Raw genomic sequence first — 17,494 nt, 5'->3', positions numbered from 1 at the left:
TGCCAAAGACAGAATTGGACGACTGGGGCCCACCGAAAAGGTACGAACTAGTCTCGGCAGTCTTTTTGTTTCCTGTTTTGATAACCCAGATAGTCGTCTTTTGTTATCGTATCGCCCAAGCGTTTGATGGTCATCCGCTCATGGTCACAGGGTGGTTCGATCTTTACGTCAAGAAGTCAGACGGATTTTGGCAGTTCTTTGCATCAATAGGGATGTATATTGCGCTGATCACTGGAGCCCTTTTCCTCCTTTGGGGATGCCTTCTGCAAGCCCAACGATGGCTGTATTGGCGAAAGCGAACCTAAAAGGAGGCAAGTGAGACCACTAGTCGCTCACCCCAACCCCGCCGCTTCCATCAGCGCCTTCGTACTCGCGTCAAAATCCCCCTCGCCGCTTTCCACCTCTTTCGCCATTTTCTTCCCCAGCTCGACGCCGAATTGGTCGAAGGGGTTGATGCCCATCAGGACGGCTCCGGCAAACACGCGGTGTTCATGGAAGGCGATAAGCGCGCCCAAGGTCGCTGCGTCCAGATCATCGACCAAGATCGTCGCAGAAGGCCGGTCGCCAGCAAAACCGCGCGCCGGGTCTTTCCCATCCGCGCTCATATTGCCGCCAGCCATTAGCGCTGCACCTTGGGCGAAGCAATTCGCGAGCAGAGCCTTGTGGTGCGCGGGGTCTAGCTCGTCTCCGGGAGCGATGCTGGCGATGAAGTCCACTGGGATCAGATGCGTGCCTTGGTGGAGGAGCTGGAACACGGCGTGCTGCGCGTCGGTGCCCACCCCGCCCCATGTGATGGCGGCGGTGGGCGCGTCCACGGGCTCGCCGGTAGCGGTCACAGACTTGCCATTGCTCTCCATCTCCAGCTGCTGGAGGTAGTCAGGGAGCAGGCCCAAACGTTCATCATAGGCAAACACCGCACGGGTCTGGCATCCACGGATGCGCGAATAATAGAGGTCACCGAATGCGGCGAGCAAAGGCCCGTTCGCCCTGCCCTCAGCTTCGCGGAAGTGCGTGTCGATCCCTTGTGCGCCCGCCAGAAACGCGGTGAAGTCGTCCATGCCCACCGCCAAAGCGAGCGGGAAACCAATGCTCGACCAAAGCGAATAGCGGCCGCCAACACTCTCTGGGAAAGGCAGGATACGGGTTTCATCAACGCCCCACTCTACCGCCTTCTCAGGGTTCGCGGTCAGAGCCACAACGCGCCCGCTGGGGTCATCGACCTTGTTGTCGGAAAGCCACTTTAGCGCGCTCGCCGCATTGGTCATGGTCTCGGTCGTGGTGAAGGTCTTGGACGCAACCGCAATCATCGTTGTCTCTGGATCACAGGCCGCAAATGCCTGCTCAAGCGCGAGCCCATCAATGTTCGAGACCACATGCACGTCTACAAGCTTCAAGTCGCGGGTCAGAGCGTCCACTGCCAAATCCGGGCCCAAAGCAGACCCGCCAATGCCGATGTGAATGAGATGCTCAACCTTGCCAAACGCGCCCTCATGGATCGCAGTCACAAGCATACCCATGCGCCGCAAGAGCTGATCCGCCTCCTCGCAATCCGCATCAGTCCCGCTACCGCGCATAGCGCCGTGGGTCGCTGGACGCCCTTCGGTGGGGTTCACAATCCCGCCGCCAAACAGAGCCTCACGCGCCGCACCAAAGCCCATGACCTCGGCCAATTCCTCAAAAGCTGAAAGCTCCGCGTCGCCCAAATGCGTCTTCGACCAATCGAGCAACATCCCCATCGGACCCGCTTCCCCAAGGTCGAACTCCAGCCGTTGGCTCATGGTCTCAACGCGCGCCTCATCGCTTGCAAACAGGTCGGCAAGCGTTGGTCTCTCCAACTGCGACAGCCTCTCCCAAATCGCGTTGGCTTTGTTTGTTTCGCTCTTGGAGGCGGTCATTGGGCAAACCTTTTTGTGATTGAAATGACTATCTTGGACGCACACCACAGCGTAAGGACCTAGGCATGGACGCCAACGCGCATAGACCAAGGAATACACCTGCGTCTTCCCCGGGTACGAATTCCGGGGATGCGAATACGTCTGCAATCGTTGGCGAGCAAGAGACCAAGCAAGAATCTCCGCGAAGTTTTGCGATCTTTCTGGTGCAATTGCTTATCGCGGTCCTGATCTTTCGCAGCTTCATCTTCGCGCCCTTCTCTATCCCCTCACAAAGCATGCTGCCCCAGCTGATGACAGGTGACCTGCTGCTCGCAGCGAAATGGCCCTATGGCTATTCGAACAACTCACTGCCTTTCAACGCGCCGCTATTCGATGGCCGCATCCTTGCCGGTGAACCCGAGCGCGGGGACGTTGTGATCTTCAAACATCCGGTTGACGGAGTAGACTATGTGAAGCGGGTAATCGGCCTGCCCGGCGATACTGTCGCTGTGGAAGATGGCTTGGTGGTCCTTAATGGTGAGCCGTTGAGGCAAGACCCCATGTCCGATGCAGCGGTGGCCATGTCTCCCAACACGAACTGTCCTGGCCGAGCAAGGACGCAGGAGTTGGAGGCGGGTGAGCTGGTTTGCCGCTACACCCAATATCGCGAGACATTACCCGGCGGAAAAAACTATCTCACAATCGATTTGGGTTTTGACCAAGATGCCGACATGTATGGCCCTGTTACCATCCCTGAAGGTCACATGTTTGTCATGGGCGACAACCGCGACAAATCACTCGATAGCCGTTTTGCAGCGGTCTCAGGAATGGGCGTTGGGATTGTGGACCAAGACCTGCTAGTGGGCGAGGCTTCAATCATCTTGTGGTCAAGCGATGGCAGCGCCGTTTGGTCTGATCCTACAAGCTGGTTTTCGACTGTGCGCTGGAGCCGAATTGGAACTGCCTTATGACGGACATTGCCATATGACGGCCCTTACCAAAGAGACACGCGAGTGGCTCATCGCTTCAGGGTTCACGATCGAGGATGAGGCCATGTGGCTCGAGGCGCTGACCCATGGGAGTTTCAACTCAGGCAGCCCTGCGCAAACCGATCATGCGCGCGACTATCAACGGTTAGAATTTTTGGGTGACCGCGTGCTTGGCCTGGCCGTTGCCAGCTGGCTTTACCGGGCAAGTGACAGCCATGAGGGGCAACTTTCGCAGCGCCTGAATGCACTTGTCAGTGGCCGGACATGCGCGAGGGTGGCTCGTTCGATCGGAATGCAAGACCATGTGCGCCTCGGCAAACAAGCGCGCGAAGATGGCGGCGCAGACAGCGACAATATCCTTGGCGATGTTATGGAAGCGCTTATCGGGGCAAGCTTTCTCGACAATGGTTTTGATGTGACGCGCGATGTCATTTTGGAGCTTTGGCAAGGCGATCTTTCGGGTGATGCGGGCAAGGCAAAGCATCCCAAAAGTGCGCTTCAGGAATGGGCTGCACACAATAAGCGCGCTATGCCGCAATACGAAGTGACCGGACGCAGCGGCCCTGACCACGCCTCGCGCTTTCAAGTCCGCGTGCGCATCCACAATGTGGGCGAGGCGCAAGCGGATGCATCAAGCAAAAGCGAGGCTGAAAAGCTTGCTGCTAAAGCGTTTTTAGAAGAATTTGGTTGAACATATGACAGATACTAAGAGCGGCCCTGAAAAGTGTGGGGTTGTTGCCGTGATCGGTGCCCCCAACGCGGGCAAATCGACGCTTGTGAACCAGTTGGTTGGCCAGAAAGTTGCCATAACCAGCGCCAAAGCTCAGACCACTCGCGCGCGAATGCTCGGCATTGCCTTGCTGGACCGGGTGCAGATGATCTTGGTCGATACTCCCGGCATTTTCGCGCCCAAACGCCGCTTGGACAGGGCCATGGTGTCCGCTGCATGGGAAGGCGCAGAAAGCGCCGATGCGATCCTCCTCATCGTCGATCCGATCAAACAGCGCCGCCATGAGCTTGAGCCTTTGATCGAGGCCTTGGAGCACCGCAAAGAGCGCAAGATCCTTGTCTTAAACAAGGTCGACAAGGCGAAGAAGGAGCCGCTCTTGGCGCTCGCTCAAGAGCTGGGCGAGCGTATCGCGTTTGAGGAGATATTCTTCGTCTCCGCTCTTACTGGCGACGGCGTGCCAGAGATGAAGCAAGCGCTTGCTGGCATGATGCCCGAAGGCGTGTGGATGTATCCCGAGGACCAAGTCTCCGATGCCTCAGAGCGCCTACTCGCCGCCGAAGTCACTCGTGAACAGCTGTACCAGCAGCTTCACGAAGAGCTCCCTTATGACAGCGCCGTGCGCCCGGAGAGCTATCAGGAACGCCCCGATGGGAGCCTTGAGATACGCCAGCAAATCGTGGTCGCACGCGAAAGCCAGAAAGGCATTGTCCTTGGAAAAGGTGGCGGCCGCATCAAGGAAATCGGAGCCGCAGCCCGCGCGGAATTGTCCGAGATACTGGGCGTGAAGGTGCACCTATTCCTCCATGTGAAGCATTCCGAAGGGTGGTCAGAGGACAAGGAAGTGTTTGAGGAAATGGGGCTCGATTGGGTGAAGTGATGGGTAAAACCAAGCTTCTAATGCTCGCTTTGCTCTTCGCCACCCTTGGCCCAATTCTCGTTGGCGCGATCAGCGGTTTTCTATTGAATGACAATTCAGAGGAATACCCATCGCGCGATCTTGCCTTTGGCTATTACAACTCGCTCCTGAGAACGGATCGGAGCTTGGATGCCAAGCTTGATCAATACCGCAACGTTGGCCGCGATGGGTTTGGTCAGAGACGTCAGATTAGTCTAGAGTGCGAGGAGCCGTTGCGCATAAGGCAAGACGCTTCAATAGCTGCAAGGGCTGGAAAAGGCGATACATGGCCGCCACTGTGGAAAGCGATCACTGTAGAACGATCCTTCCAAGAAGCGACATCAAGCGCGCTCGAAATCCGTTACAAAAACGCAGCGGTTTCAACCCTTTCTCGAACAGGTACGCTAACTGGGTTCCTAAATGGATGCCGTCAAACCGTTCTATTTCTTGCCTGCGATGCACTGGGCAAAAGCATTGTAGAAAGTGACCTCGTAGACGCCGAAATTGAGCTGAACGAATTCAAGCAATCATTTGCCACCGATCAAGAACAGACAGCTTGCGAAATCGTTAGCGATTACAATAATATATACGAAGACGCGATCGTCAATGACGACTAGAGAGCGCATCAAAGTTTGAGCGACGCTGCTCCCATTCAGTGCTTCTTGGCGATCTTGATCTTCTGCTGCTTGGCAAAAGCCTTCGCCGATTCTTCACTGCGCCCCAATGCTTTCGCAATCTGTTTGAGGCCCTGCCCCTTTGATGCGAGCAGGCGCAGGCGGCCCGCTTCCTCGGCGTTCCACGGCTGTTTGTGGCGTTCGAATTTCTCCTTGCCCATTGCCCTTAGGTCTCGTCCGACTTCGCTGGCGCTTTCTTCTTGGCAGGGGCCTTTTTCTTCGCCGCTGCCTTCTTAGCAGGAGCTTTCTTCTTCGCCGGTGCCTTCTTGCGAGTTTTCTTCTTCGCAGGGCCCTTAGCGGCGCGTTCGTCGATTAGCTCGATCGCTTTGGCTGCCTCGATATCCTCTGGCTTGATATCTTTGGGGATCGTCGCATTGGTGGTGCCATCGGTGACATAGGGGCCATAGCGGCCCGGCATCACCTTCATCTCGCCGCCGCTCGTGGGGTGTTCGCCCAGCGTCTTGATCGGCTCAGCTTTCGCCCGTCCGCCTTTGCGGTTTGCGGCCTCTGCGAGCAGCACAACCGCTTGGTTCATGCCCGTTTCAAACACATCAACCGTGTTCTTCATATTGGCGTATTTGCCATCATGGCGCAGATACGGGCCATAGCGGCCAATCGCTGCCTCAATGTCCTTACCCGTCTCGGGGTGCGGGCCGATAATACGCGGCAGGTCGAGCAGCTTTACCGCCCACTCTAGGTTGAAATCGTCGAGGTCTTTAGGGATCGAAGCGCGAGATTTCTTCTCTTCATGCTCCATCTCAACATAAGGGCCAAAGCGCCCGGATTTGCGGTGAATTTCCGCGCCCGTTTCGGGGTGCACGCCCATCAGACCGTCATCTGAACCATCATCCCCACCCGGCTGTGCAAAGCGGCGGGTGAATTTGCACTCTGGATAATTCCGGCACGCGATAAACGCGCCGAATTTGCCGCCTCTCAGCGACAACCGGCCATTCTCGCGCCCCTCAGTCTCGCACAATGGGCAGTGACGCGCATCCTTGCCGTCTTCGCGCGGCGGGAAGAGATAGTCGGAGAGATATTCGTCCAAAGCTTCCGTGACTTCGGACGGCAGCTTTTCCATGACCTCATCGGCCTTAGGCTTGAAATCGGCCCAGAATTTCGCGAGCAGCGCCTTATAATCCTCGCGCCCGTCGGAAACGGTGTCGAGTTCATCCTCCATGCCCGCTGTAAAATCATACGCCACATAGGTTGGGAAGAATCGCTCAAGGAATGACGTCAGCAAACGCCCTGAATCCTCAGCAAAGAACCGCTTGCTCTCGACCCGCACATAGGCGCGGTCGCGCAAGGTTTGAATGGTCGAGGCATAGGTTGACGGGCGGCCAATGCCGAGTTCTTCCAAACGCTTAACCAGCGAGGCTTCTGAGAAACGCGGCGGCGGCTGGGTGAAGTGTTGGGTCGCTTCGACCGATTTCTTGGCAGGCGTATCGCCCGCTTTGAGAGCCGGAAGCAGGCCGTCCTCATCCTCTTCTTTATCGTCAAACCCTTCTTGATAAACGGCAAAGAAGCCGGGGAAGACTACAACCTGGCCCGTTGCTCGCAGCTCATGCTGGCCTGTCGCATCGCGCATGTTCACAGTGGTGCGCTCCAATTGCGCGGTGGACATTTGCGACGCCATCGCGCGCTTCCAGATCAGCGAATAGAGCTTGCCCTCATCGCCGCTGCCAACGCGGTCCTTGGTAAAATTGGTTGGCCGGATCGCCTCGTGCGCTTCCTGAGCGTTCTTGGCTTTGGTTGAATAAAAACGCGGCTTTTCAGGGCAATAGGCTGCGTCATAGCGATCGCCAATTTCGTGGCGACACGCCGCAATCGCGCTGCCGTCCATCTGCACACCATCGGTCCGCATATAAGTAATCGCGCCTGCTTCATAAAGTCGCTGCGCTGCGCTCATAGTCTGGCTGGCAGAAAATCCGAGCTTGCGCGCGGCCTCTTGCTGCATGGTGGAGGTTGTGAACGGAGGCGCGGGGTTGCGTTTGAGAGGCTTCTTCTCAACGTCCTCAACCGTAAAGCGGCCCGCCTCAACAGCGGCCTTGGCTTCCATTGCGATGCCCTCTTCGCCAAGGGAGAGCTTCTCCAGCTTCTCCCCCTTGTAGCGCACCAGACGACCATCAAATTCGGTCCCGGCATGCTCCAGCTTGGCAAGCACTGACCAATATTCATCAGGCTTAAACGCCTCAATCTCGCGCTCACGCTCAACGATCAGGCGCAGCGCCACCGATTGCACACGGCCTGCAGACTTTGCACCCGGCAGCTTGCGCCACAGCACGGGCGACAGCGTAAAGCCAAACAGATAGTCAAGCGCTCGCCTGCCGAGATACGCATCAATCAAGGGCTGATCGAGTTCGCGCGGCGCTTGCATCGCCTCGGTCACGGCTTTCTTGGTGATCGAGTTAAACGTCACCCGGTCGACCTTTGTGGGCAGCGCTTTGCGTTTCTTGAGCACATCCATCACGTGCCAACTGATCGCCTCACCCTCACGGTCAGGGTCGGTCGCGAGCACAAGGCGCGAGGCATCTTTCGCCGCGTCTGAGATCGCTTTGACCTGCTCGCGGTTGCGCTTGTCGGAATACACCTCCCAACTCATGGAGAAATCATCATCAGGCACCACGCTGCCGTCCTTAGGCGGCAGATCGCGGATGTGACCGTATGAGGCGAGGACCTTAAAGTCGCCGCCGAGGTATTTCTCAATAGTCTTCGCCTTCGCGGGCGATTCAACAATGACAAGCTGCATGAGAGAGAGTTCGATTTCCTTATACGTGCCAAAGCACTCTACGCGTACGCGCGAGGGTGGGGTCGCACGCGAGCGTTCGTCAAGTAGGATTGTACGGGGTCTGGCGCAAGCTCAGTTCGCAAAGTCGATTATTCGAATGTGTTCGCCTGATTGCGCATTTCACCGCGCAGGCAAACATAGCAGGCAACACCGAGTATCGTGTACCATGTTAGCCCGACAGCCAACACGATGTTGGTCATGATCAAAGAAGGTAGATACAAGCTGTCTATCATATCGTGGGACACATATTCAGGCCAATCGTAGACTAACTCCCATCCGATGATCGGCGCCATCCCGAGGACATACAAAGCAAATACGCCGACACAGGGGAGTAACAGCGCTTGTTGGTGGTCACTTGTGCGCTCCCAACTCCAACGAAGCGCATCGACAATTCCTTCATCAGATTTCAACAAGCGTGCAAATGCCGGCAACCATCGAAGCGCGAGATATAGTCCGGGCAAAACGAACACGACCAGTCCGATAAAAATTGCGATTGAATGCAATATCGAAAGGCCAAAGAAGGCTGCGATACCTGTCTTTGTAGTTTCGTGGTGCACACCGCTCGATTGAGTAAGGCTGTACAAAAGAAAGAAATTCAGTCCGATACTGGCGAAAGACAGAAGAAAATACGCCCCATTGGAATCGGGCATGTTGATATCGACGTAGATATAGGGCCCTGCCCAAAGCAAAATGTAGAGCGCGATGTATCTGGTCCCCTGTAAAGCAATTGCTTTTTGCTCCGCCCACAGTGGCTGGCTCAATGATGCGTTCAATTCGAATTCTCCGTCACATCCGGCTCACACCGCCATCACTATGGCGTTCGAGCTCGCCTGACAGCTCTAATTCGAGCAACACCATATGCACCATTGCAGGCTCCGCTCCAGATTGCCGGATGAGCTCATCGATTTCGATGGGCGCTTTGGTCAGCAGTCTGCCGATTACCTCAGCTTCATCGCCCGAAGCGCGTGCCTCGCCCCATTCAAGCTTGCTAAGTTCTGAATAGTCGAACTTGGTCGGGTCTTCGGCAACGCGGTAGGACGAACGCGGGGATCCGGTGAAGGTTTCTAGCAGCTCGACCACTTCTTCTGGCGTTGAAACAAGCACCGCGCCATCGCGGATCAATTGATTGCACCCAGCCGAGCGCGGATCGAGCGGAGAGCCGGGAATGGCCATCACCTCCCGGCCCGCCTCGCCCGCCAGTCTTGCGGTGATAAGCGAGCCTGATTTGGGCGCGGCCTCGACCACAAGTGTGCCGCTGGCGAGCCCTGCAATGATGCGATTGCGGCTCGGGAAATGGCGTCCACGCGGTTCTGTTCCGGGGGTTGTTCTGCGATCAGAAGCCCCTCTTTTGCGATTGTTTCTTGGAGCTTTGTGTGTTGCGGCGGATACGCAATGTCGATCCCGCTAGCGATCACGCCGATGGTTTTGGGCAGGCTCCCTTCATGCGCTGCACCATCGATACCTCGTGCAAGGCCGCTGACGATGATGAGCCCCGCCCCGGATAGCTCCCTAGCCCAATCGCGCGCCAGCTTGGTTGCTGCTCCGCTTGCGTTGCGGGCCCCCACCATGGCGACACACGGCTCGCTAGCCAGCGCAAGATTGCCCCGGCACGTGATGATCGGGGGGGAACTGTCGATCTCAGCCAAAAGTTCAGGATAATGCCCCTGATCATGAAAAAGATACCGCGCGCCGGCATTAATGACGCCTTCAATCTCGCGCTCGATCCTGTCTTTGGGGGCGGGCCGATACGCTTTCTTGCCGCGAGTGCCGAGTTCGGGAAGCGCTTCAATGGCGGCAACCGCATTGCCGAAACGGGCAAGCAGCTGGCGGTAGGAAACAGGACCAATGTTGGGTGAACGAAGGAGGCGGATACGGGCGAAGGCTTCTGCCTGTGACAGTCCGCTGTGTTCCCCCCTGCTTCGCTCATTTCTTACCGCCAACCCTTGGTTCTTCGCCTTTCAATAGGCGCCCGATATTCTCTCGGTGGAGATAAATGATTAGCCCTGCAATCGCGGCGAGCACAGGAAAGAACTGAGGAAAACCAAACAGGGGAGCCGCCGCCGCTGCCGCGATAACCGCGCTCATCCCGGCAAGGCTTGAGATGCGGAAGATTGCGAGGAGCGACAACCACACGACCGCGTACGCCAACCCGATCGGCCAAGCGAGACCAAAAGCCACCCCGGCATTGGTTGCAACGCCCTTGCCGCCCTTGAACTTCAGCCAGATTGGATAGCAATGTCCGATCACAGCTCCGCCCGCTGCAAAGGCCATGGCGGCCTTCTGAAGATTTGCAGGCTGACATCCAAACACACTGCCCGGCTCACAACCATTCCAAAGTATGGATGCGATAAAAACAGGCGCAAACCCTTTGAGCAGATCAAGCAGTAATGTGCCCGCTGCCAGCCCTTTATTGCCTGTGCGAAGCACGTTGGTTGCGCCAATATTGCCTGAGCCAATATTGCGCACATCGCCCATGCCAGCTGCTTTGGTGAGCAGTAGGCCAAAGGGAATTGAGCCCGACAAATAACCAAGCAGGGCCGCTAAAATGAGTGTCAAAACCTGATACTCCGTATCGCCCCAAACTTGTTCACGAGGCGTTTTTCAGTATTGAACCCTCAAGTTAGAAGAAGCGCGATGCTTCGACAAGCATGTCCTGAGCACGGCGAGGGGCGCAGCACGAACGGTTTCAATGAATTCTCAAAGCTCCTCCCCAATCCTTTTGTTCGATTCTGGCGTTGGCGGACTGTCGGTCCTGGCCGAGCTGAACCGGCTTTTGCCAACAGCGCCTGTGATTTACGCAGCGGATTTGGCGGGCCTTCCCTATGGCACCAAAACCGAACCCCAGATTGCAGCACGTGTGACAGGACTGCTTGGCCGCATGGCTGAGCGGTACAAGCCGCGTCTGATCTGTATCGCTTGTAACACAGCGTCGACCATTGCGCTTGAGATGGTTCGCGATGTGCTTGAGGTGCCGATTGTGGGCACCGTTCCTGCAATCAAACCTGCCGCTAGCCTCACCCAAACAGGCGTGATCGGATTATTGGGTACACAAGCCACCATCCGCCAGCATTACGTCGATAACCTTGAGGCGCAATTTGCAAGCGACAAGACGCTGCTTCGCCTCGCAGCCCCTGACTTGGTCGACGCTGCCGAAGGCAAACTTCGCGGTAAACCCGTCGATATGGCGGTCGTTGAAGATGCAGCAAGACGCCTAAGGGAAATGGCCGATGAGCAAGCTGCCGGCAAGGAAATCGATACGCTGGTGCTCGCTTGCACACACTTCCCTTTGCTGGGAACAGAACTGCATCAGGTGTTTGGCGAGAATGTAAGCCTGCTTCATGGCGCAGGCGGCATTGCGCGTCAGATTGCGCGTCTGGTCGAGGGTCAAACCTTTGACAAGCGCGCCGGAAGACGCGCCGTGATGACCGGCGTTCCTGACGATTTCTCAGCGCTCGAAGGCGTGTTGAAAGCTTACGGAATCGATCAGATTGAACAGTTTTAATCGCAATCCATTCGCAAAGATCGCGCTTTTTTTCCGCTGTGTCCCTGCTACATAGGCGAGGAGAAACATTTGGACCATTGACGGGTTGTATGGTCTGTAATGCAAAGAAGTATCGAGGCGAAGGGCACCATAAGAAAGCCCGCATCTCAATGGGATAAAGAACCTGTCATATGAATTACGATCAGATTTTTGATTCGGCGATCGACCGTCTCCACGAAGAAGGCCGTTACCGTGTGTTCATCGATATCCTTCGCAACAAAGGCGCCTATCCCAATGCGCGCTGTTTTCATGGGCACAATGGCCCCAAACCCATTACCGTTTGGTGCTCCAACGATTACCTTTGCATGGGCCAGCACGATGTTGTGATTGGCGCGATGGAAGATGCACTGCATGACGTTGGCGCAGGTTCTGGCGGTACGCGCAATATCGGCGGCAACACGCATCTGCATGTTGAGCTTGAGAAAGAGCTGGCGGACCTTCACGGCAAAGAGCAAGCCCTGCTCTTCACCAGCGGCTATGTCTCCAATGATGCAACGCTTTCAACGCTTGCGAAACTGCTCCCGGGCTGTGTGATTTTCTCAGATGAACTGAACCATGCAAGCATGATCGCAGGCATCCGCAATTCGGGCTGTGAAAAACGCGTATTTCGTCACAACGACATCGCGCATCTTGAGGAGCTTCTGGCGGCAGAAGACCCTGAAACGCCCAAACTGATCGCGTTTGAGAGCGTCTATTCGATGGAAGGCGATGTCGCGCCGATCCACGCGTTTTGTGACCTTGCAGAAAAGTACAACGCCCTCACCTATATCGACGAAGTGCACGCCGTTGGCATGTATGGCGACCACGGCGGCGGCATTTCGGAGCGCGATAACGCAGCCCACCGCATCGACATAATCGAAGGCACTTTGGGCAAGGCTTTCGGGGTCATGGGCGGCTACATCGCAGCGAGCACAAAGGTCGTGGATTGCATTCGCTCTTATGCGCCGGGCTTTATCTTCACGACCTCGCTGTCGCCTGTTCTGGTCGCTGGAGTGCTCGCATCGGTGAAGCACCTCAAGTCCTCCAACGTTGAACGCAACGCGCAGCAACAGGCAGCCGCGACGCTCAAGCTCAAATTCGCTGAGGCTGGCCTCCCGGTCATGGACTCAGTCACCCACATCGTGCCGCTTATGGTGGGCGATCCGGTGAAAGCGAAGAAGATCAGCGACGTGTTGCTTGCCGAATACGGCGTCTATGTTCAGCCGATCAACTACCCCACGGTGCCGCGCGGTACAGAGCGACTGCGCTTTACCCCCGGCCCGCATCACACCGAGGCGATGATGAGCGAGCTCACCGAGGCTCTCGTCGAGATATGGGATCGGCTTGATCTGGTGCTTGCCGAAGCGGCGTAAACACTCAGACTTGATCTACTGCCCGTAGCCATGCAAACTCCCCGGCGAGAGGGAGACACACATGGCCACCACATTTGACCGGGCAAAGCTCGACACAGGCGCGCTTGATATCAAGCCACTGACACCGGCGATTGGCGCTGAAATTCACGGCATTGATCTGGGCGCATCTGACACCCCAGCGCGCATCCCGGAAATCCGCGCGGCGCTGCTCAAATACGGCGTGATCTTCTTCCGCGACCAAGACCTCACCCAAGAACAACACATCGCCTTTGCCCGCCACTTCGGTGATCTCGAAGTCCACCCCGCCACCCCCAAGGATCAACCCAACCCCGAAGTCCTGCGCATCGCTCATGGCCCTAAAAGCCGGGGGCAGGAGAATTATTGGCACTCCGACGTCACATGGCGCGAGGAGCCATCCTTGGGCTCCATCCTGCTGGCGCGCGAGGTGCCGGAATGCGGCGGCGATACTTGCTTTGCCAATATGCACCTCGCCTATGAGCGTCTTAGCGAACAAATGCAGCGGTTTTGCGAAGGTCTTTCCGCGGTCCACGACATCGCCCGGGTCTTTGCCTCGCGCATGGATAAAGCGCCCGCCGACCTTCACGAAAAATTCCCGCCACAACGCCATCCCGTCATCCGCACCCACCCCGAAACAGGCGAGCGGGTGATCTATGTGAACACCGCTTTCACCAGCCACATTGAGGGGCTCTCAGCCAAAGAAAGCGCGTGGTTGCTCGACCATCTTTATACCACCGCCAAAGACGCCGAAATCCAGTGCCGTTTCCGCTGGCAGGCGGGATCCATAGCCTTTTGGGACAACCGCGTGTGCCAGCACTTGGCCGTCTCCGACTACTTCCCGGCAAAGCGTGTGATGGAGCGGGTCACTATCGCTGGCGATAAGCCGTTCTTCATTCCATAGGACGCCCACTGCCGTAACGTCCTTTGCGCCGTGGCAAAGCTGCGCTAGCTCGTGGGTCAAACAAGATTCGGGAGAAGACGTGTGACCAGTGCTTATGGCGATGAAACTCAGACCTTTTCAGAAGTCGTCCACGGGCGGCGTTCGATTAGGGGCTATCTCGATAAGCCTGTCCCGCAAGAGCTGATCGAGGAAGTGCTGGCGATGGCTATGCGCTCGCCCTCCTCAATGAATACGCAGCCTTATCACTGGCACGTCATCACCGGCGAACCGCTCGACCGCATCCGCAAAGGCAACACCGAACGCATCCTCGCTGGCGAACCTGACAGCCGGGAGTTTCGCAAAGGCCACCCTTTTCAAGGCGTGCACCGCGATCGTCAGGTGGGCTGCGCAATCCAGCTGTTCGAGGCGATGGGGATAGGCCGCGATGATAAGGAAAAGCGTCAAGACTGGGTTCTGCGCGGCTTTCGTCAGTTTGACGCGCCCGTTTGCGTCATCATCACCTATGACAAAGAGCTAGAAGACGCTGACGATACAGTGTTCGACTGCGGAGCCGCTACAACCGCGCTGGTCAATGCAGCGTGGTCGAAGGGTCTTGGATGTGTCATCAATTCTCAAGGTATCATGCAAAGCCCCGTCGTGCGCGAGCATGCCAACATCCCGGACGATCAGGTGATTATGAAGGCGGTTGCGATGGGCTGGCCGGACCCCGACTTTGCCGCAAATCCGGTAAAGATAACGCGGCGCTCGGTGGAGGAAGCAGCGACCTTTGTGGGGTTTGATTAAGCTTGCTCACTTATCGCCCACGGACCGCTCAGCCGCGCGCTCGATATAGGGTAAAGCGTCAACAAGGTCATACCCTGGCATGCGCCTCACAAAGTGCTTGAGCCATGTCGCGTGACCGCTCCCCGTAATGACCAGCACCCGGTCGCCCGGCTCAGCAATCATATCGATCTTGGCGAACATCTTTGCATTGCGCATGTACCAAAAGGCGTTCAGCTCTGCGCCGGGTTGCTGGTCGCCATCGCCAATTCTGAGCATTGAGTAATAGATGGTATCGTGCTGACCACCTACGACATCTTCGCGGTTGTGTGTGATGAGCGATTCAGCGACCGATTGCGTGGGCAGTTTTGCCTGATCTTCTGCGACGATTGCCTGAATATCAGCGAATAGCTGCCCCAAAACCGCTTCGCTCCCATTCGCCTCAGCAAAGGCCTGAACCTTGCCTATGGGGAAATAATCGGGCTCATCCCCTTCCGAGCGTTCATCATAGCCATAGACCGCGCTGTGCCCCAGCATCTTCGCAAGGCGGTAACCGATCTGGACGCTTTCATTGCGGTCGGTCGTCAGCAGTTTCTCAGTCTGATCGAAGTCCTGCACTTCAAGGCCCGGCGGCTGCGTCTCGCTCTCAACCGCCACGCGGGTTGGCCTCCACTGTGCAAGTGTGTCGGCGAGTATCTGGATTTCCCTTTGGCGGCGCGGCGCAAGGAAATCATCAACGTCAAGGTTGGCTAGATCGAGGCCAGGATTTGAAAAGTGGTAAACGCCAAGGATCATCACCTCGATGTCCTCGGCTTTATCGGCTTCATCCTGAGCCGCCGCAGGCACCGCGAGTGCGGCCAGACATGCGGCGAGGAATGCTGGGAATTTCATATGCACTCTCCGTAGTGACTTAGTATACTAATACAGCAAGTCAGAAGGAGAGCAAGCCGTGCTACCGCAAGCTCACTACATTGTCGCTAGCCTCGCGGCGCCTCGACCCATCAAACAGGCTCATCATCGGCTCGTCAGCGACTGTCACCACCTCGGCATCGCCAAAGCCATTAAAGCCCGTTTTCATGGCGGCACCATAAGCGCCAAGCATTCCGATTTCGATGTAGTCGCCTGCCTGGATATCGGCAGGCAACGAAAACGGCCCTGCCATATAGTCTGCATCATCACAGGTCGGACCGTAGAAGGCGAAATCCTCAAGCGGCTCGATCAAATCATCTTCAAGCGCGGCCACAGGGAAACGCCAGCCCACGTGAGCCGCGTCATACAATGCACCATAAGCGCCATCGTTGATGTAAAGCTCGTTACCGCGACGCTTATCGACGCTCACGATCATGCTGGAGTATTCCGCACAAAGCGCCCTGCCCGGCTCGCACCACAGCTCGGCGTTGTAGGCGATGGGAAGCGCCTCGAAATGCTTGGCGATGAGCGCAAAGTAATCTTCGAGTGGCGGCGGTTCCATCTCAGGGTAGATGCTGGGAAAGCCCCCGCCCACATCGACCATATCGATAACCACCGACGCATCAGCGATCGCTGCCCTTGTGCGGTCTATCGCCTGCACAAAGGCAAAAGGCGTCATTGCCTGGCTGCCCACGTGGAAACACACGCCCAGCCAATCGCAATGCTGACGCGCGGTTTGGAGCAGTTCAGGTGCCTCGGTCAAATCACAGCCGAATTTCGCCGCGAGCGACAACTCTGCATATTCACTAGAGACGCGCAAACGCACACAAAGGCGCAGGTCTTGTGCAGGCTCACCCGTTTCTGGATCAGCGCAGGCTTCAACGATCTTATCCAGCTCTTCCATCGTATCGAGGCTGAAGGTTTTGACGCCGTGTTGATGGTACGCCTCCGCAATCGCCCGGCGGCGTTTGATCGGATGCATAAAGCAAAGGTCTGCCTCTGGCAGAGCCTCACGCACAAGACGAACCTCGGCAATCGAGGCAACATCGTAATGCGTGACGCCTGCTTCCCACAAAACCTGTATCAGATCAGGCGCAGGGTTCGCTTTGACAGCGTAAAGCACTTTGCCGGGAAACTTCTCGACAAAAAACCGTGCAGCGCGGCGGGCTGCATGCGGACGATTTAGGATAATGGGCTCGTCGGGCTCCAGGGCCCGCGCTACAGCCTTTGCATCAGGATAGACGTACAACTCAAGGGACCCCCTTAAAACGGTTCGCAAACCGTAAGCGTTTCAACAGGGCTGCCTTGCGGTGAAGCGTGTCCCCAAACCCAAAAGGGCGTCGGCAGCAGGGCCGCGCATTTGCAATAAAATGCGCGGCCTCGCAATCAAAATCGTATCTCCCCGCTAAGTTCCCAGCAGAAGAGGTTTTTTAGGAGAAGGCAACCTTAGGCGCCTGATCCACAGTCCCACGCTCGGATGGATCAAGAGTGTTAAAATCAGCCTCTTTAAAGCCAAGCAGTCCTGCAAATAGCACAGCAGGGAAGGCTTCACGCGCTGTGTTGAACTGGGCAGCGGCTGCGTTCAATGCGCGGCGGGCAGCGGCAAGCTTGTCTTCGATATCAGAAAGCTCATGCTGCAATTCTTGAAAGTTCGAGCTGGCTTTCAGATCAGGATAAGCCTCGCCAAGAGCAAGAAGGTTGTCGAGTGCAATCTTGAGCCCCTGCTCTGACCCACTGTCAGGCGCGCCCTTGGCCGCGATGTTGCGCGCTTTGATTACGTTTTCAAGCGTTGAGCTTTCGTGTCCTGCATATCCCTTTACCGCTTCAACGAGGTTGGGAATAAGGTCATGACGCTGGCGCAATTGCGCATCAATGTCTGCGCGGCCCTGGTTCACATTCTGACGCAGGCGCACAAGCGTGTTGTAAATGGCGATGATCACGCCTGCGAGCAAAACACCGCCGCCGATCATGACCCAAGCAAACAAATCCATGTGAACTCCTCCTTTACCGGATGTGCGTATAACTAGCAGCCAATAGTTAAGAGGTTGGTACGTTTAGAGGGTTTTT

At 56.6% G+C, this 17,494-nt stretch carries 16 protein-coding genes and 1 pseudogene; 8 read left to right on the top strand and 9 right to left on the bottom strand.

Going from position 1 to position 17,494, the window contains the following annotated elements:
- Positions 1-332: 332 nt before the first annotated feature.
- Entirely contained in the window at positions 333-1,895 is a 1,563-nt protein-coding gene (gene pgi, locus AC0V61_RS13895; RefSeq protein WP_486158490.1) for a glucose-6-phosphate isomerase, read from the bottom strand.
- A gap of 65 nt (positions 1,896-1,960) precedes the next feature.
- Between pgi and lepB the strand changes: the two genes are divergently transcribed.
- The 4 genes from lepB to AC0V61_RS13875 are packed head-to-tail and all read left to right on the top strand — an operon-like array spanning position 1,961 to position 5,105.
- A complete protein-coding gene (gene lepB / locus AC0V61_RS13890; protein WP_486158488.1) occupies positions 1,961-2,845 on the top strand; it encodes a signal peptidase I in 885 nt (294 codons plus the stop codon).
- A 13-nt stretch (positions 2,846-2,858) separates the two neighbouring features.
- Positions 2,859-3,554 carry a ribonuclease III gene (gene rnc / locus AC0V61_RS13885; RefSeq protein ID WP_486158486.1) on the top strand — a complete coding sequence of 232 codons (696 nt, stop codon included), beginning with the start codon at positions 2,859-2,861 and terminating at the stop codon, positions 3,552-3,554.
- A gap of 4 nt (positions 3,555-3,558) precedes the next feature.
- Complete coding sequence (gene era, locus AC0V61_RS13880; RefSeq protein WP_486158484.1) at positions 3,559-4,470, top strand: GTPase Era; 912 nt, start codon at positions 3,559-3,561, stop codon at positions 4,468-4,470.
- A complete protein-coding gene (locus AC0V61_RS13875; RefSeq protein WP_486158482.1) occupies positions 4,470-5,105 on the top strand; it encodes a hypothetical protein in 636 nt (211 codons plus the stop codon). Before era ends, AC0V61_RS13875 begins: the two co-directional genes overlap by 1 nt.
- A 35-nt stretch (positions 5,106-5,140) precedes the next feature.
- Here the strand turns inward: AC0V61_RS13875 and AC0V61_RS13870 are convergent, their stop codons facing one another.
- The 5 genes and pseudogenes from AC0V61_RS13870 to plsY form a co-directional block, all read right to left on the bottom strand.
- Positions 5,141-5,323, bottom strand: a complete 183-nt coding sequence (locus AC0V61_RS13870) for a hypothetical protein (protein WP_486158480.1) — start codon at positions 5,321-5,323, stop codon at positions 5,141-5,143.
- Between the two features lie 5 nt (positions 5,324-5,328).
- On the bottom strand, positions 5,329-7,908 hold the full coding sequence (topA, locus tag AC0V61_RS13865; RefSeq protein ID WP_486158478.1) for a type I DNA topoisomerase: 2,580 nt from the start codon (positions 7,906-7,908) through the stop codon (positions 5,329-5,331).
- A 128-nt stretch (positions 7,909-8,036) separates the two neighbouring features.
- Positions 8,037-8,720 carry a hypothetical protein gene (locus AC0V61_RS13860; RefSeq protein WP_486158476.1) on the bottom strand — a complete coding sequence of 228 codons (684 nt, stop codon included), beginning with the start codon at positions 8,718-8,720 and terminating at the stop codon, positions 8,037-8,039.
- Positions 8,721-8,733: 13 nt separating this feature from the next.
- Positions 8,734-9,887, bottom strand: a pseudogene (gene dprA, locus AC0V61_RS13855) (DNA-processing protein DprA).
- Positions 9,871-10,503: a glycerol-3-phosphate 1-O-acyltransferase PlsY gene (gene plsY / locus AC0V61_RS13850; RefSeq protein WP_486158474.1), complete on the bottom strand. Its 633-nt coding sequence runs from the start codon at positions 10,501-10,503 to the stop codon at positions 9,871-9,873. The pseudogene dprA and the gene plsY overlap by 17 nt, the downstream one beginning before the upstream one ends.
- 133 nt (positions 10,504-10,636) lie before the next feature.
- Here plsY and murI point away from each other — a divergent pair, with 133 nt between their 5' ends.
- The 4 genes from murI (at position 10,637) to AC0V61_RS13830 (ending at position 14,542) form a co-directional block, all read left to right on the top strand.
- Positions 10,637-11,449, top strand: coding sequence for a glutamate racemase (gene murI / locus AC0V61_RS13845; protein WP_486158473.1), 813 nt, complete (start codon positions 10,637-10,639; stop codon positions 11,447-11,449).
- A 170-nt stretch (positions 11,450-11,619) separates the two neighbouring features.
- A complete protein-coding gene (hemA, locus tag AC0V61_RS13840; RefSeq protein WP_486158471.1) occupies positions 11,620-12,840 on the top strand; it encodes a 5-aminolevulinate synthase in 1,221 nt (406 codons plus the stop codon).
- 61 nt (positions 12,841-12,901) lie between these two features.
- Positions 12,902-13,759 carry a TauD/TfdA dioxygenase family protein gene (locus AC0V61_RS13835; protein WP_486158469.1) on the top strand — a complete coding sequence of 286 codons (858 nt, stop codon included), beginning with the start codon at positions 12,902-12,904 and terminating at the stop codon, positions 13,757-13,759.
- 81 nt (positions 13,760-13,840) lie between these two features.
- A complete protein-coding gene (locus AC0V61_RS13830) occupies positions 13,841-14,542 on the top strand; it encodes a nitroreductase (RefSeq protein WP_486158467.1) in 702 nt (233 codons plus the stop codon).
- Between the two features lie 6 nt (positions 14,543-14,548).
- On the opposite strand, the gene AC0V61_RS13825 is transcribed toward AC0V61_RS13830, so the two are convergent.
- From AC0V61_RS13825 to AC0V61_RS13815, 3 genes are all read right to left on the bottom strand, one after another.
- On the bottom strand, positions 14,549-15,409 hold the full coding sequence (locus tag AC0V61_RS13825) for a DUF5694 domain-containing protein (RefSeq protein WP_486158465.1): 861 nt from the start codon (positions 15,407-15,409) through the stop codon (positions 14,549-14,551).
- A gap of 61 nt (positions 15,410-15,470) precedes the next feature.
- Positions 15,471-16,676: a type III PLP-dependent enzyme gene (locus tag AC0V61_RS13820; protein ID WP_486158464.1), complete on the bottom strand. Its 1,206-nt coding sequence runs from the start codon at positions 16,674-16,676 to the stop codon at positions 15,471-15,473.
- Positions 16,677-16,857: 181 nt separating this feature from the next.
- Positions 16,858-17,418, bottom strand: a complete 561-nt coding sequence (locus tag AC0V61_RS13815; protein WP_486158463.1) for a LemA family protein — start codon at positions 17,416-17,418, stop codon at positions 16,858-16,860.
- Positions 17,419-17,494 lie beyond the last annotated feature (76 nt).

The organism is Erythrobacter sp. JB1-4, from assembly GCF_057365025.1.
This window is presented reverse-complemented; position numbering and strand designations above follow the sequence as displayed.

Coding starts and splice junctions, on each gene's coding strand:
- murI (WP_486158473.1), top strand. CDS start 10,637: ATGAATTCTCAAAGCTCCTCCCCAATCCTTTTGTTCGATTCTGGCGTT.
- hemA (WP_486158471.1), top strand. CDS start 11,620: ATGAATTACGATCAGATTTTTGATTCGGCGATCGACCGTCTCCACGAA.
- rnc (WP_486158486.1), top strand. CDS start 2,859: ATGACGGCCCTTACCAAAGAGACACGCGAGTGGCTCATCGCTTCAGGG.
- era (WP_486158484.1), top strand. CDS start 3,559: ATGACAGATACTAAGAGCGGCCCTGAAAAGTGTGGGGTTGTTGCCGTG.
- AC0V61_RS13815 (WP_486158463.1), bottom strand. CDS start 17,418: ATGGATTTGTTTGCTTGGGTCATGATCGGCGGCGGTGTTTTGCTCGCA.
- lepB (WP_486158488.1), top strand. CDS start 1,961: ATGGACGCCAACGCGCATAGACCAAGGAATACACCTGCGTCTTCCCCG.
- AC0V61_RS13825 (WP_486158465.1), bottom strand. CDS start 15,409: ATGAAATTCCCAGCATTCCTCGCCGCATGTCTGGCCGCACTCGCGGTG.
- AC0V61_RS13835 (WP_486158469.1), top strand. CDS start 12,902: ATGGCCACCACATTTGACCGGGCAAAGCTCGACACAGGCGCGCTTGAT.
- AC0V61_RS13870 (WP_486158480.1), bottom strand. CDS start 5,323: ATGGGCAAGGAGAAATTCGAACGCCACAAACAGCCGTGGAACGCCGAG.
- pgi (WP_486158490.1), bottom strand. CDS start 1,895: ATGACCGCCTCCAAGAGCGAAACAAACAAAGCCAACGCGATTTGGGAG.
- topA (WP_486158478.1), bottom strand. CDS start 7,908: ATGCAGCTTGTCATTGTTGAATCGCCCGCGAAGGCGAAGACTATTGAG.
- AC0V61_RS13875 (WP_486158482.1), top strand. CDS start 4,470: ATGGGTAAAACCAAGCTTCTAATGCTCGCTTTGCTCTTCGCCACCCTT.